This is a genomic window from Microlunatus speluncae (assembly GCF_009299835.1).
Lineage (GTDB): Bacteria > Actinomycetota > Actinomycetes > Propionibacteriales > Propionibacteriaceae > Microlunatus > Microlunatus speluncae.
The window spans coordinates 31623-44634 of record NZ_VKCZ01000004.1 but is presented as its reverse complement, the minus strand read 5'-3'; the positions used below and the strand labels follow the sequence as shown (position 1 = coordinate 44634).

The window sequence follows — 13012 nt, the reverse complement described above, 5'->3', positions numbered from 1 at the left end:
CGCTCGGTCAGCCGCCGTGGTGCGGCGGCACGTCGCGCAGCAGTCGAAGGTCGTCCGCGTCCGGCGTGGCCGGCCGGCGGATCACCGGCCGGGGTGGTTCGTCGATCAGGGAGCTGACCCGCCGCACCGCGGCATGCACCTGGGCCGCGCCGAGGCCTTGCCGGAGCCGCTCCGGGACCGGGTACGGCCAGCTCAGGCCGGCCGCTCTGGCCTCCGCCGCTGCCGAGCGCAGCGTGGCAACGCCGCCCAGTTCGGCGATCAGGGCCGCCGGATCGAAGGCCTCGCCGTCGAACGAGGTGGCCGTGAGCGCGGGATCGGCTCCGGTGACCGCATAGGCGACGGCCCGGCGGAGCCGCTCCGCGGCGGATCGATCCTGGGCGGGCATGGCCGAAATCTTAGGGCCGGTCGGCGCGGGGCCGGACGGGGTGATCGGTCGGGTTAGATTGTCCCCCATGCTGTTACGCCGATGGGCGCTGGTTTTCGTCCTGTTCGTGGTCGCCGCCACGAGCAGTTGCGGCCAGCCCGAGGTCGAGGTCAGGCCGCCAGGAGACGGCCCGGTCACGATCGCCGTCCCGGGCAACGCCCCGACGATCCAGCAGGCCGCGGACGCCGCCAAGCCCGGTGACACGATCGAGGTCTCGCCCGGCACCTACGGCGAGAGCGTGAGCCTCAAGACCGCCGACGTGACCCTGCGCGGCACCGATCGCAACGCCGTGATCATCGACGGCGGCGGGCTGCGCGGCAACGGCGTCGTGGTCACCGCGCCGCGGGTGACGGTCGCCAACCTGACCGTCCGCGGGTTCAACCTGAACGGCGTCCTGATCACCGGCCTGGTCGACGAGAACGGCGGCCTGGCCAGCGGCAGCGACGGCTACCGCCGGCTCGACCCGAAGAAGTTCCCACCACTGCAGGGTTTCGCGGTGCGCCACGTGACCGCGTCCAACAACGCGTTGTACGGCATCTACGCCTTCGACTCGCAGAACGGCGTGATCGAAAACAACTACGCCTCCGGTCACGGCGACTCCGGGATCTACGTCGGGCAGTGCGACGACTGCAACATCGTGGTCCGCAACAACGTCGCCGAATACAACGCGGTCGGTTATCAGCAGGCCAACGCCAGCAACGTGGTCTCGGTGGTCCGTAACCGGTTCTCCGACAACCGGGTCGGGATGACGCTGCTGTCGGACTACCAGGAGGCGTACGTCCCGCAGCGCAAGGCCCTGGTCGCCGGCAACCTGATCGCCGACAACGACGCGGAGAAGACCCCGGCCCAGTCCGACGGAGCCTTCGGGATCGGACTCGGGATCTCGGGGGGTCAGGACAACGAGATCACCCGCAACCTGATCACCGGCAACCCGACCGCGGGCATCGTGATCTCCTCCTCAGAAGACATCGCCCCGCTGGACAACCGGCTGGCCGGCAACGTCGCCGAGGACAACGAAATCGATCTTGCCTACGTCGCGACCGAGCGCGCCCCCGGCGCCGGCAACTGTCTGGACGACAACGAGTTCACCAGCTCCCTGCCGGTCGGCCTGAACCATGCCTGGGCCTGCCCGCAGGGCGGCGTCAAGACGGCCGGCGAGAAGTGGAACCAGCCCTCAGCCCCCGGCGGCATCTCCTTCCGCGACGTCCGCCAGCCCCCGCCGCAGCCCCAGCTCCCGGAGTCGGCCCGGACCATCGCGCCCGAGCCGCCCAAGATCACCGACAAGGACACCGCCCTCCCCGACGACGACCTCTGGTCCGAACTGACCCACGACGGCTGAGTGCCCGACTCGCGCCCGTCCCCTGAGCCTGTCGAAGGGCAAGCCACACCGGCAAGAGTTCAACCCCCGCGCGAATCTCAGCCGGGCATCGTCGAACACGCGGTGCAAGCTCGAGCCAAGGGACCTTCAGACGCAGCAAGGAGGCCAGGTCGGGTGCCGGTCTCGTCGGGCGGCCGGCAGACGGTTGAGCTCCATCGAGTGTGACGATAACGACGCGGATCGAATTCACGTCGCTAACGTCACTCTCGACGCAGCACGGGCACGCATCTCGCCGGCCGACGACGCATCGACGCCGAATCGCCAAACCCACCTCGAGAACTCACCACCCAACTCGAGCCGCCAGACCTAACACCCCACCGCCCGACTCGGCCCTCGTTGCTGCCGAGAAGGTCTCCGAAGTCCCAACTGGACGCGCGATGCTCGGCGGTGACGATCACCAAGATCGCGGACGTTCGCCGAGCTGACGTCGCCCCGAGCAGACTCAGCTGCCGATCACGTCGGGGACGTCGCCGCCTTCGCCGGCCAGGGAAGCGTCTCCGATCACCCGGACCGGGCCGGTGAAGTTCCAGCCGCCGCGGACGGTGAGCCGGGTTGCTTCGCGGAGGGAGGGGATGACCTGGATCCGGTGATCGAAATCGGTGATGGTCTTGTAGTGGGCGGGATCGAGATCGACCAGTGGGACCGGGGAAGTGGTCGTGATCAGACGGCCGTCGTCGCCGACGCGGTAGACGTCGGAGCGCAGCAGCAGCAGATCGTTGGTCGTCTTCACCGGCAGGAACCGTTCCCGGTCGACGCCGATCGCGGTGGCGCCTTCGAAGACCTCGATCGCCGCGCCCATCGCCGATTCGAGCTGGATCACCTTCGGCGAGGAGGAATCGGTCGGGTCGACGGTCTTCTCGTTCTTGATCATCGGCAGCCCGAGGACTCCGTTGCGCTCGGCCAGCGTCGAGGCCAGCACCCGGAGGTCGAACCACAGATTGTTGGTGTGGAAGAACGGATGCCGGTGCTCGTCGGTGAAGTAGTCCAGCTCGGCGTCGGCGGTCTGCGCGGTGTCGCGCAGGATCAGTCGCCGGTCCGACTTCCGGATCGCCAGATGACCGCCCTTGCGATCGGCGGCGGTGCGGCGGCACACTTCGGCCGCGTACGGCGCCCCGCTGGCGGCGAACCAGCCGGCGATCGTTGCGTTCGGGGCCGCACCGAGATTGTCGGAGTTGGACACCGAGGCGTAGCGGTAGCCTCGCTCGAGCAGCCGGTCCAGCAGTCCGGACGCGGCCAGCGCCGGATAGAGATCACCGTGGCCGGGCGGGCACCACTCCAGGCTCGGCTCGGCGGGCCACTCGACCGGGGTCAGGTCGTCGGCCCGCAGCTTCGGCTCGGAGTTCTGCAGGAAGTCAAGTCCAAGATCATCGACGGCCAGCTCCGGATACGCGCGGAGCAGTTCCAGGGTGTCTTCGCGGGTGCGGAAGCTGTCCATGAAGATCAACGGCAACCGGGCGTCGTACTCCTTCCGGGCCGCCAGCACCTGTCGTGCGATCAGGTCGAGGAAGGTGTCGCCGTCGCGCACCGGCAGCAGCGACTTGGCCCGGTCCAGCCCCATCGAGGTGCCGAGCCCGCCGTTCAGCTTGATGATCACGGTCTGGCCGATCGCCTGCCGGGCCTGTTCGGGATCGATCCGCACCTCGCTCAGCAGATCGGGATCGGTGAGCGGCTCGATCGTGTCCTCGGCGATGAACCCGGTGCTGCCCTGCTCGAGTTGCCGGTAGTAGTCGCCGAATACGTTGATCGCCTGTTCGGCGACGCCGGCTTCGGCCATCTTCTGCTGGGCGCGCTGCAATCCTTGCTCACTCATGCAACGGATCGTAGGCCAGCGTCACGGCGCGGGTTTGATCGACTCCAGCAGCGCGGCGGTCTCCTTGACGATCACCGCTCGGGACTTCTGGTCCGTCGCGCCGTCGCCGGCGGTCCCGCCGTAGTCGCCGAAGACGTCGTGCGTCGCCCCGTCGAGTTGGACGTAGTGGGTCTTCTCCGGCAGCAGCGACTTGGTGGCATCCACCCTGGCCGGCGTCGTCTGCTCGTCCGCGGAGCCGTACAGGGAAAGGGCGGTGAAGTCGGGTCGTTTGATCTTGGCCGACGGGTACGAGGCGTACAGCACCAGGCCGTCGACCCGCTCGTCGCCGTCCACGTAGGCGGCCGCGGCGACCCCGCCGAGCGAGTGCCCGGAGACGGCCCAGGCGCCGATCTCGGGGTGTACGTCGATCACCGACCGGGCGTGGCCGATGTCGATCATCGCCAGCGACAGCGGGACCTTGAGCACCGCGACCAGATAGCCGGCCTCGGCCAACGGCCGCAGCATCGCCGCGTAGGCCTGCGGATCGACCCGCCCGCCGGGATAGAAGACCAGCCCGGTGGTCGGCGCGATCACGTTGTCGAACTTGTCCCGGCGGTCGGGCACGAACTCGTACCAGGTGAGCTTGTCGACGACGCGCACCTTCGCGTCCGACGAGAGTTCACTCAGTGCTTGCGCGGTCGCCGGCCGCGGGCTGGCGTACCCGACGGCGATCACCAGCAGCAGCGAGACGACCATCGCCGGCACCGCCAGCACGATCCGCCGCTTCGCCTGCCGCTCCATCTCCTCCGGCGTCCGGCGACGCGGCCGACGACCGCTGCGGTCGATCTCGTCGTAGCGCTCGCCGAGGATCAGGCTGGCGACCGCCCAGAGCACGCCGATGATGCCGATGGCCAGGCAGAGCACCGTGAGGACCAGATTCACCGGATGCCCGACCAAAGTTGTCCGAAGCCCGTTCAGTGCGATCAGCACAGGCACGATGATCATCGCCGCGCCCAGCAGCAGCCAGGCGCAGGCGACGACCACCCTGCTCTTGATTCGGACCCCCATGGGGCATGAGTCTACGGAATCGCCCCGTGCCGGCCGCGTCGGTCGTTGCTGGTCAGGCCGCGATCGGGGTCAGCACGAAGACCTGGATCTCCCGGTCCGTCTTGGTCTGGTAGTCCGCGTAGTCCGGCCAGGACTCGACCGCCCGCTCCCACCAGACCGCGCGCTCCTCGCCCGACACCTCGCGGGCCTGATAGTCCTTCTTGACCGGGCCGTCCTGCAACTCCACCTCGGGGTTGGCCAGCACGTTGTAGTACCACTTCGGCGGCTTCGGGGCACCGCCCAACGAGGCCACCACGGCGTACTCGCCGGCGTGCTCGACCCGCTGCAGCGGCGTCTTCCGCAGTTTCCCGCTCTTGGCTCCCAGCGTGGTCAGCACAATCACCGGCCGGCCGCGGTTGAGCGTCCCTTCCGTGCCGCCGGACCGCTCATAGAGTTCCGCCTGGTCCCGCGCCCAATCCAACGGGCTGGGTTCGTATTCTCCGTTCAATGGCATACCACCACAACGCAACGGCCACCGGGCGCTATTCCGATTGGCCGGACCGGCGGACGGCCGGGTACCGTTGCGCCGTCACGCCCCCGTAGCTCAGGGGATAGAGCAGAGGTTTCCTAAACCTTGTGCGCAGGTTCGAATCCTGCCGGGGGCGCCCACTGATCGAGTACGGTTTCGGACCGCATCGTCTGATCCACGGCATGATGCTCCGATGCCCATCGAGATCCGCACCCACCAGGACCGTCCGATCGACCCGCCCGGGATCCGGCGCCTCTACGACGGCGAGGGGTGGTGGCCCGAGCCCGCCCGCGACGAGCCGTCGATCATCCGGATGCTCGCCGGCGGCCCGGCCGTCGGCGCCTGGCGGGACGATGAACTGGTCGGCTTCGTGCGGGCCGTCACCGACGGGGTCTTCCGCGCCTACATCGAGGACATGGTCGTCGGTTCCGGGGTCCGCGGTCAGGGCGTCGGCGCGCGGCTGCTGGAACGGCTGCACCAGGAGCTCGCCGAGATCGACGTGATCAGCTTGTTCTGCCACCGCGACCTGGACGGGTTCTACGAGGCGGCCGGCTACACCTTCACCGGCCAGCACGTCGCCCACCGCGTCCGCCGGTCTTGATCATCACCCGCGATCGGCAGGGAGCTGCTGCAGCCGTTCGGTCCAACGTCGCCACTCGGTCCCGAACGGCTCGGCGCCGGCGAGAACCGCGCCGAGCACCTCATCGGCGGTGGCGCGGGTCCGGGTGATCACGTCGGCCGGATAGCCGTAACGGACGGCATGATCAACGAACTCGTCCTCGTCGTCGATCCAGACCCGTCCATCGGCCGAGCGAACGACGTCGAGATCCAGGTCGACGGCGCCGAGCACCCAGCCGTCCTCGTCGCGACCGAACTCCGGCGGCGTGGTGATGTCGATGTAGCCGGTGATCTTGGCCGGCGGCAGGTTCAGGTTGGCGACGAAGCAGCCGGTGTGCGGGATCAACCTCGCCGTCGTCGCTGTGCCCCGGAACGCGGCGCCAGGTCTGGACACCTGCACCCCCGGGTGACTGCCGAGCCAGTGTCCGTGCTCGTCGACGCCCAGATAGGCCATCGACGTCCGCCAGTGCGGCGACCCGTCCCACTTGCGGAACCGCACCCGGACGGGCTCGCCGAACTCCGGCTGATCCATCAGCTAGCCCCGGCCGGGTTCGCCGAGCAGCGGGAAGTCGGCGAGCAGCTGTTGCAGGCGCATCACCTGGCGCGGGATGAACTCGGCGATCGTCAGGCCGACGACCTCGATCGAGCGATCGACGTCGGCCACCACCCGGGACGCCTGGGCGGTGGTCAGGCCGCCGACGTCCGCGCCCAGGCCGAACTGGACCTCCGCGGCGTCGATCGTGTCGACGTCGAAGTGGATCGCCACCTTGCTGGCACCCGTTCCGGCGAGCCAACTGAGCAGCGGTGCGCTGGTCGTTCGCAGCGCTTCGGGCGCCAGCACGGTCAGGCCCCATTCGGCGACGTTCGCCGACTCGTCGGCATCGGACCAGTCGTGCGTGCCGACCAGGGCCACCCGATCGGCCGCCGTGGTCGCCGGCAGGGTGTGCAGCAGGTCCTCGTCACCGTGACCGGTCAGCGCCGACACCACCATGGCGTGATAGCCCGGATAACCGGTCTCACCGGTGCCCACATCGGGATGGCTGTCGATCCAGACGATCGCCAGCTCATCGGCGTACTTGTCGATCAGGTACGAGAACGGCGCCATGCTCACCGCGCAGTCTCCACCGAGGGTGGTGATCCGCTCCGGAGCGTGGTCGTTGATCAACTTCTGAGCGGCCCGAAGCTGTTGCAACACGATCGACTTCGCTTCGATCCCCTGCTGTTCGGCCAGCCCGACATCGCCCAGCTCCACCGGTACGACAGCGGTCGGACCAGCATGATCGGGAAGCACCGCCTGAAGCACCTTCGTTCCGATCGCATAGCCGCGACGGGCCACGTCGAACGGAAACTCCGGTGCCAACGCCCGCACGGTCTCCCCGGCCGCACCCTGCCACTGTGGCCAGACCAGCCGCAGATGACCCGGATCGCTCACTGAATTCATGCTGTTCACCTCACCACGATCTCCCGGAACCACGTCCGGCCCAACTACAGGGCCAGCAGGTCTCGTTCCTCGACCGGGCTGAGCCCCGCCTTCCGCTCCCGGTCGAGACCGCGCTCGCGTTCCTCGAGCAGCGCCTGCTCCAGGGTCTCGGCGAGCGGGCGGCGGACCAGGCCGGCGGCCACCGCTCGATCGGCGTTGCGGCTCATGAACCCGGCGTACTCCGGGCCGGGCAGCCACAACGGCAGCGACTTCGGTCCCGACCACGGCGCCACACCCTCGGCCCGGAGCCGATCCTCGGCGACCGGGACGACCTCGCCCCGATAGCCGGCGACTTCGCGCGCCGCCGCCAGCACGTCCCCCAGCGAGATCTGCTCCCCGAACACGTTGTACGGGCCGGCCAGCCGCTCATCACCCGCGAGCAGCAACCAGGCCGCGATGTCGCGGACGTCGATCGTCTGAGTGGGCTGGTCGAGCGCGTCCGGCACGAGCACCGGACCGTCGGCGGCGAACCGGGCCGGCCAGTAGCCGAACCGGTCGCTGAAATCGCCGCGACCGCCGATCAGGCCGCTCCGGGCCAGCGTGACCCGATCACCGAGTGATTCCAGGCAGGCCTGTTCGCAGGCGACCTTGCCCTCCCCGTATTCCGCCGCGGCCGCAGTGTCCCCCGGATGAGCCGGCAGCAGCTCGTCCGACTCGTCCATCCCGGGCCGGGAGTTGTCGGCGTACACCGAAGCGGTCGAGACGAAGACCCAGTGCCCGGCGCGCGGGCCGAGGGCGCGGACGGCGCCGCGGACGTGACCGGGCTGCCGACTCACGTCGAGCACGACATCCCAGTCGGTCTCGGCGACCGGCGCGTACGCGTCCGGCCGGTCGCGGTCGGCCTTGATCAACCGGGCCCCGTCCGGCACCGCGCCGGCGCCGCCGCGGGCCAGGCAGGTCACCTCGTCGCCGCGCTCGATCGCCTGCCGCGCGACCTCTCCGCCGAGCCAGGCCGTGCCGCCGAGAATCAGGAGCTTCGTCATGGGCCCATTCCAGCGGGTCGCGGCCGGGTCGGCCAGCCGACTTCGCGCCGGGCAGAAATCAATCCGGTCCAGCCGAGCCCTGGCTCGGGTCGATCAGCGATGTTAGCGTTAACACATGTCTCGTACGGTGGCCTGCGGCGTCGCAGGACTGGTCCTCATCGCCTCCCTGCTGACCGCCCTCGCCGGGCCCGCGGCGCACGCCGAACCGGCCGGCTCGCACGGCGCCCACGAACCCTCGGCCACCGAGATCAGGGCCGTCGACGGGACCAACGTCGTGTTCTCCTACGGCGAGGTGATGCCGTCCTTCGACGGTTGGACCGACCGGGAGCGGTCCCGCCGCTACCTCGGCCTGGACCGGAAGTGGAAGTTCGCCTACGACACCGGCGACGCCGGCGAGGCGGCCGGCTGGTTCCGGCCGGGCTTCGACGACAGCGACTGGGACACCATCGCCGTTCCGTCCTCGTGGGACCTGAAGGACAACGACGGCTGGGGCGGCTACGACGGCGCCGACTTCGGCGGGGGCGGCAGCTTGGTGGACGGCAACGGCTGGTACCGGACCACGGTGACCATCCCGGCCAACTGGCGGGATCGGCACGTCCGGCTCGCCTTCCTCGGCGCGTTCTACAGCGCCGACGTCTGGGTCGACGGGCACTGGCTGGGTCGGCACGAGGGCGGTCACACTCCGTTCGCGCTGCCGGTGGACGGCTCGGTCCTACGGCCGGGACACAGCGCGACGATCGCCGTCCGGGTCTATCGCGCGGCGACCTACACCGCCTACGACGGCACCGGCCAACCGATCGCCGACGACCACGCCCTACCGTCCGGCCCCGTCGACTACTGGCCGTACGCCGGGCTGACCCGGTCGGCGTGGCTGGAGGCGGTGCCGGAGGTGACCGTGGCGAAGCTGCTGCTGGACGCGCGGGACGGGACGCTGGACGCCCGGGCGGTGGTCGAGAATCACGGCGACTCGGCGTTCCGTGGCACCGTCCGGATCGATCCGGGCCCGCGCAGCGGCGGCAGTCCCGTCACTGTCGCGGTCGAGGTGCCGGCCGGCGGTGTCGCGGTGCCGCGGGCGTTGGTTTCGATCCCGAATGCGCCGGCCTGGAGCACCGGCACGCCCGCGGTGGATCGGGCCCGGGCGACGCTGACCGGCTCGGCCGGCGGCCCCATCACGGACACGCTGTCGTCCACGTACGGTCAGCGCAGCGTCACCGTCGGTGAGAACCAGCTGCTGCTGAACGGCAAGCCGCTGTTCCTCAAGGGCTACAACTGGCATGAGGAGACGGATCACAGCGGGCGCTCGATGACCCGGGCCGAATACGATCAGGAGCTCGGCCAGGCCAAGGCGCTGGACGCCAACTTCCTGCGCAACGCCGTCTACCAGCGGCATCCGTACGTCTACGACTGGGCCGATCGGCACGGGGTGCTGCAGCTGGACGAGTGGGACACCATGTGGGTCAACGAGGCGCAGCAGCGGATCCAGCTGGACTACGGCCTGTCCCGGGCGCTGGCGACCGCCACGGTCTGGAACAACCACAATCATCCGTCGGTGATCATCTGGGGACTGCAGAACGAGTCGACGCCGAACACCGACACCTACCGCGCCTGGCTGACCCAGATGCGGGACGCGGTGAAGGCGGTCGACCTGTCCGACCGACCGGTCACCTGGGCCTCGGCGACGAGCTGGGACGAAGCATTTGATCTTGCCGACGTGGTCGGGTTCAACGAGTACTTCGGCTACTTCTACGGCAAGAGCTCCGACCTCACGCCGACTCTCGACGCCGTGCACGCCAACCATCCCGGAAAGCCGATCTTGATCACCGAGAACGGCACCTGGTCGTTCTGGGGCCAGCACGGCGATCCGGCCGAAGCCGGCACCGAGGAGCACCACGCCGCGTACTTCCAGGAGCACTGGGATCAGGTGGTGGCCAAGCCGTATGTGGCCGGTTACGCGTTCTGGGTGCTGAAGGACTACAAGCAGCGACGCAACTACAACATGGAGCTGAACGGCCTTTCCTACATGGGAATGCTGCGCTGGGACGGGGACCGGACCCGGGTCGTCTTCGACACCTTCCGGAAGGCGCAGCCGCCGGGCTGGGCGACCGGCTAGTCAGTCGATCGGCGGCACGGGCCGATAGAGCCGGACCTCGTCGTAGATCGCGTCGTAGTCGACATAACCACCGGGCAACCGGGCCCATTCGGTGAACCCGAGACCACGGTAGGCCCGCTCGGCCGCCGTGCCGCCGCGGCAGGCCACGTCCAAGATCGACACGTCCCATTCCCGTCGGGCGTAGCGGGCCAAGTAGTCGATCATGCGCCGGGCCAGCCCCGAGCCGCGCTGGGCCGGGATGATCACGAAACCGCCGAGCTCGGCGCGGTGACGCCGCATCCGGTGGGTCTCCCGGATCAGGTTGCAACTGGCGACGATCTCGCTGTCGTCGTTCTCGGCGACGACGTGGATCGAGTCCGGCGGCCGGTTGAACCGCTCGTCGGCCGCGCGCAACTCGGCCAGGCTCATCTCGGTGAAGATCGCCCGCCTCAGTTCCCCGAGATCATGCTCGGTCGCCCGGCGAATCCTCATGGGGTGAGACTACGGGTTTTGATCCGGCCGGTGGCGGGTACGTGGCTTCGAGGGCATCATCCCTATCGCAAGGAGGCGCTCCGATGGATCCCATCATCCTGGTCCTGCTCATCGTCGGCCTGATCGTCGTCGTCATCATCGTGGCGGCCGCGCTTCGGCGTGGCCGGGCCCGGGCCGCGCAGGCCCAACTCGAACGGGACCGCGGCCGGGCCGACTCGCTCCGTGACGCCGGCACCCAGTCCGATCTCGCGGCCAGATCCCGCCGCGCCGACGCCGTCCAGAGCCGGGCCGAGGCCGACCAGTCCCGGGCCGACGCCGAACAGGCGCGGGCCGCGGCCGAACAGGCCGAGGTCGAGGCCCAGCGCCGCGACCAGCTGGCCGACGAACGACAGTCCGAGGCCGAGCAGCACCACGCCACGGCCGCCGAACGACTCGAGACTGCCGACCGGATCGATCCGCGGACCGGCGACCACGACGGCGACCGGACCGACGATCGCGACCGAGACCGAGACCGGACCGACGATTCCGACGCCACCCGCCACGACGCCGCCCGCCACGACTCGGAGCGGACCGATCACCCAGGTCACACAGCTCACCAAGATGGTAAGGACCACCGGCACGACTCCGACGGGACGGATCCCCGGCCTCGGCGCCGTGATCCCGAACGGACCGACGCGACGGACGACGGCCGCGACGCCGACGACGAGTCCTACCGGCCCGGTCGCCGGGCCGAGTAAGCGTTCGTCCCGAAGGCCGGGCTTGAGCGGATCGGACGATGTCGCCGCGAGTACGGTGGCGGCGTGCGAGCACGCCAGGAACCCTCGACAGCGCGAGGGATTCGATGAGGGCCCTGGTCTACGACGAGACCGCGGGAACGCCCGCCGTTCGGCTGGTGCCGGATCCGGTCTGCCCGGCCGACGGGGTGATCATCGCGGTCCGCGCGACCGGGGTCTGCCGGTCCGACTGGCACGCCTGGCAGGGCCACGACCCGGTGCGGCTGCCGCACGTGGGCGGTCATGAGTTCGCCGGCACGGTGGTCGAGGTCGGCGCGGAGGTGCGGGACTGGGAGTACGGCGACCGGGTGACGACGCCGTTCGTGAACGGGTGCGGCCACTGTGCGTTCTGTCGTTCCGGCGACGCCCAGGTGTGTCCGGACCAGACCCAGCCCGGCTTCACCGGCTGGGGTTCGTTCGCCGAGCTGGTCGCGGTCGCGGCCGCCGATCTCAATCTGGTCCGGCTGCCCGAGAGGGTCGACTTCGCCGCGGCGGCCGCGCTCGGCTGCCGGTTCGCCACCGCCTTTCGCGCGCTCACCGCGCACGGCCGGGTGTCCGCCGGCGCGCTGGTGGCGATCTTCGGCTGCGGCGGCGCCGGTCTCTCGGCGATCATGATCGCCACCGCCCTCGGCGCACGGGTGATCGCAATCGACCCGGCGGCGCCGGCGCGTGAACTCGCCCGGAGCTTCGGCGCGGAGTTGATCATCGACCCGACCACCGACGACCCGGTGGAAACGATCATGGAATTGGGTGGTGCCGAGGTCACCCTGGACTGCGCCGGCACGCCGGCCACGGCGGTCACCGCGGTCCGATCCCTGCGCCGGCGCGGCCGGCACGTCCAGGTCGGCCTGCTGCTCGGTGAGCAGTCCACCCCGCCGCTGCCGCTGGATCGCGTGATCGCCTGGGAGCTGTCCGTCCACGGCTCCCACGGAATGCCCGCCGCCGACTATCCGGCGATGATCGAGTTGATCACCTCCGGCGCGGTCGACCCCGGCCTGCTGATCACGAACCGGACCGACCTGGCCGGCGCCGGCGTCGCTCTGCAAGGAATGGACCGACCCGGCAGCCACGGCATCACAGTCGCCGATCCCTCAGCATGAGGCAACCCCCGGCTCGGCCTCCGGCCGGGAATACGCGTCAAGGACGGGCGGGCCAGGGCGCTGAGTGGGAATCCTGGCCGGGTATCGGTTGGCGGCTGCCGGAATCAGACAGCGCCAACCGAGCCCGACGCCGACGGCTGGGTCGAGGCCACCTTCGAGGTCGGCGACGAGGACAACGCCCACATCATCCTGCACGACCTGGGGAAGGGCGGTGAGGTGATCGTCGTCGAGCCCGAAGCACTGCGCCGCTCGGCGGTCGCCGCCGCACACGCCTTCGTCATGATCAACAACCCTTGATCAATCTGGCCCG

The 13012-nt window shown here is 69.7% G+C and carries 14 protein-coding genes and 1 tRNA gene; 7 read left to right on the top strand and 8 right to left on the bottom strand.

Annotated elements, in window-relative coordinates; all coding sequences use genetic code 11:
• Nucleotides 1-7: 7 nt before the first annotated feature.
• Nucleotides 8-385 (bottom strand): hypothetical protein, encoded by a 378-nt coding sequence (locus FNH24_RS06430; protein WP_152361338.1) that lies wholly within the window; start codon nt 383-385, stop codon nt 8-10.
• Nucleotides 386-452: 67 nt separating this feature from the next.
• On the opposite strand from FNH24_RS06430, the gene FNH24_RS06425 reads away from it, so the two are divergent.
• Nucleotides 453-1763 (top strand): right-handed parallel beta-helix repeat-containing protein, encoded by a 1311-nt coding sequence (locus FNH24_RS06425; protein WP_152361337.1) that lies wholly within the window; start codon nt 453-455, stop codon nt 1761-1763.
• 481 nt (nt 1764-2244) lie between these two features.
• On the opposite strand, the gene FNH24_RS06420 is transcribed toward FNH24_RS06425, so the two are convergent.
• Genes FNH24_RS06420 through FNH24_RS06410 form a run of 3 tightly spaced genes read right to left on the bottom strand, consistent with a single transcriptional unit; the run spans nt 2245 to nt 5152 of the window.
• On the bottom strand, nt 2245-3612 hold the full coding sequence (locus tag FNH24_RS06420; RefSeq protein ID WP_152361336.1) for a UTP--glucose-1-phosphate uridylyltransferase: 1368 nt from the start codon (nt 3610-3612) through the stop codon (nt 2245-2247).
• Between the two features lie 21 nt (nt 3613-3633).
• A complete protein-coding gene (locus FNH24_RS06415) occupies nt 3634-4659 on the bottom strand; it encodes an alpha/beta hydrolase (protein WP_152361335.1) in 1026 nt (341 codons plus the stop codon).
• A 52-nt stretch (nt 4660-4711) separates the two neighbouring features.
• The gene (locus FNH24_RS06410; RefSeq protein ID WP_152361334.1) at nt 4712-5152 is read right to left on the bottom strand and encodes a nitroreductase family deazaflavin-dependent oxidoreductase; all 441 of its coding nucleotides are present in this window, start codon (nt 5150-5152) and stop codon (nt 4712-4714) included.
• Between the two features lie 79 nt (nt 5153-5231).
• Between FNH24_RS06410 and FNH24_RS06405 the strand changes: the two genes are divergently transcribed.
• Together FNH24_RS06405 and FNH24_RS06400 are read left to right on the top strand one after the other, a co-directional pair.
• Nucleotides 5232-5303 (top strand) — tRNA-Arg (locus tag FNH24_RS06405).
• A gap of 57 nt (nt 5304-5360) precedes the next feature.
• The gene (locus tag FNH24_RS06400) at nt 5361-5768 is read left to right on the top strand and encodes a GNAT family N-acetyltransferase (protein WP_152361333.1); all 408 of its coding nucleotides are present in this window, start codon (nt 5361-5363) and stop codon (nt 5766-5768) included.
• A 3-nt stretch (nt 5769-5771) separates the two neighbouring features.
• Here FNH24_RS06400 and FNH24_RS06395 read toward each other — a convergent pair whose 3' ends face one another.
• The 3 genes from FNH24_RS06395 to FNH24_RS06385 are packed head-to-tail and all read right to left on the bottom strand — an operon-like array spanning nt 5772 to nt 8248.
• Nucleotides 5772-6317 carry a DUF402 domain-containing protein gene (locus tag FNH24_RS06395; protein ID WP_152361332.1) on the bottom strand — a complete coding sequence of 182 codons (546 nt, stop codon included), beginning with the start codon at nt 6315-6317 and terminating at the stop codon, nt 5772-5774.
• 3 nt (nt 6318-6320) lie between these two features.
• Nucleotides 6321-7226, bottom strand: a complete 906-nt coding sequence (locus tag FNH24_RS06390; RefSeq protein WP_152361331.1) for an arginase family protein — start codon at nt 7224-7226, stop codon at nt 6321-6323.
• Nucleotides 7227-7270: 44 nt separating this feature from the next.
• Nucleotides 7271-8248, bottom strand: coding sequence for an NAD-dependent epimerase/dehydratase family protein (locus FNH24_RS06385; protein ID WP_152361330.1), 978 nt, complete (start codon nt 8246-8248; stop codon nt 7271-7273).
• 115 nt (nt 8249-8363) lie between these two features.
• On the opposite strand from FNH24_RS06385, the gene FNH24_RS06380 reads away from it, so the two are divergent.
• Nucleotides 8364-10358 (top strand): glycoside hydrolase family 2 protein, encoded by a 1995-nt coding sequence (locus FNH24_RS06380; RefSeq protein WP_152361329.1) that lies wholly within the window; start codon nt 8364-8366, stop codon nt 10356-10358.
• Here the strand turns inward: FNH24_RS06380 and FNH24_RS06375 are convergent, their stop codons facing one another.
• Entirely contained in the window at nt 10359-10829 is a 471-nt protein-coding gene (locus FNH24_RS06375) for a GNAT family N-acetyltransferase (RefSeq protein ID WP_152361328.1), read from the bottom strand.
• An 83-nt stretch (nt 10830-10912) separates the two neighbouring features.
• Between FNH24_RS06375 and FNH24_RS06370 the strand changes: the two genes are divergently transcribed.
• From FNH24_RS06370 to FNH24_RS32620, 3 genes are all read left to right on the top strand, one after another.
• Nucleotides 10913-11566: a hypothetical protein gene (locus FNH24_RS06370; protein WP_152361327.1), complete on the top strand. Its 654-nt coding sequence runs from the start codon at nt 10913-10915 to the stop codon at nt 11564-11566.
• Between the two features lie 104 nt (nt 11567-11670).
• Nucleotides 11671-12702 (top strand): zinc-dependent alcohol dehydrogenase family protein, encoded by a 1032-nt coding sequence (locus FNH24_RS06365; RefSeq protein ID WP_152361326.1) that lies wholly within the window; start codon nt 11671-11673, stop codon nt 12700-12702.
• Nucleotides 12703-12732: 30 nt separating this feature from the next.
• Complete coding sequence (locus FNH24_RS32620) at nt 12733-12999, top strand: WCX domain-containing protein (RefSeq protein ID WP_425486881.1); 267 nt, start codon at nt 12733-12735, stop codon at nt 12997-12999.
• The last annotated feature ends 13 nt before the right edge of the window (nt 13000-13012 follow it).

Bases quoted from the DNA above. Each gene is read 5' to 3' on its own strand.
- FNH24_RS06430 (WP_152361338.1), bottom strand. From the start codon at position 385: ATGCCCGCCCAGGATCGATCCGCCGCGGAGCGGCTCCGCCGGGCCGTC.
- FNH24_RS06425 (WP_152361337.1), top strand. From the start codon at position 453: ATGCTGTTACGCCGATGGGCGCTGGTTTTCGTCCTGTTCGTGGTCGCC.
- FNH24_RS06420 (WP_152361336.1), bottom strand. From the start codon at position 3,612: ATGAGTGAGCAAGGATTGCAGCGCGCCCAGCAGAAGATGGCCGAAGCC.
- FNH24_RS06415 (WP_152361335.1), bottom strand. From the start codon at position 4,659: ATGGGGGTCCGAATCAAGAGCAGGGTGGTCGTCGCCTGCGCCTGGCTG.
- FNH24_RS06410 (WP_152361334.1), bottom strand. From the start codon at position 5,152: ATGCCATTGAACGGAGAATACGAACCCAGCCCGTTGGATTGGGCGCGG.
- FNH24_RS06400 (WP_152361333.1), top strand. From the start codon at position 5,361: ATGCCCATCGAGATCCGCACCCACCAGGACCGTCCGATCGACCCGCCC.
- FNH24_RS06395 (WP_152361332.1), bottom strand. From the start codon at position 6,317: ATGGATCAGCCGGAGTTCGGCGAGCCCGTCCGGGTGCGGTTCCGCAAG.
- FNH24_RS06390 (WP_152361331.1), bottom strand. From the start codon at position 7,226: ATGAATTCAGTGAGCGATCCGGGTCATCTGCGGCTGGTCTGGCCACAG.
- FNH24_RS06385 (WP_152361330.1), bottom strand. From the start codon at position 8,248: ATGACGAAGCTCCTGATTCTCGGCGGCACGGCCTGGCTCGGCGGAGAG.
- FNH24_RS06380 (WP_152361329.1), top strand. From the start codon at position 8,364: ATGTCTCGTACGGTGGCCTGCGGCGTCGCAGGACTGGTCCTCATCGCC.
- FNH24_RS06375 (WP_152361328.1), bottom strand. From the start codon at position 10,829: ATGAGGATTCGCCGGGCGACCGAGCATGATCTCGGGGAACTGAGGCGG.
- FNH24_RS06370 (WP_152361327.1), top strand. From the start codon at position 10,913: ATGGATCCCATCATCCTGGTCCTGCTCATCGTCGGCCTGATCGTCGTC.
- FNH24_RS06365 (WP_152361326.1), top strand. From the start codon at position 11,671: ATGAGGGCCCTGGTCTACGACGAGACCGCGGGAACGCCCGCCGTTCGG.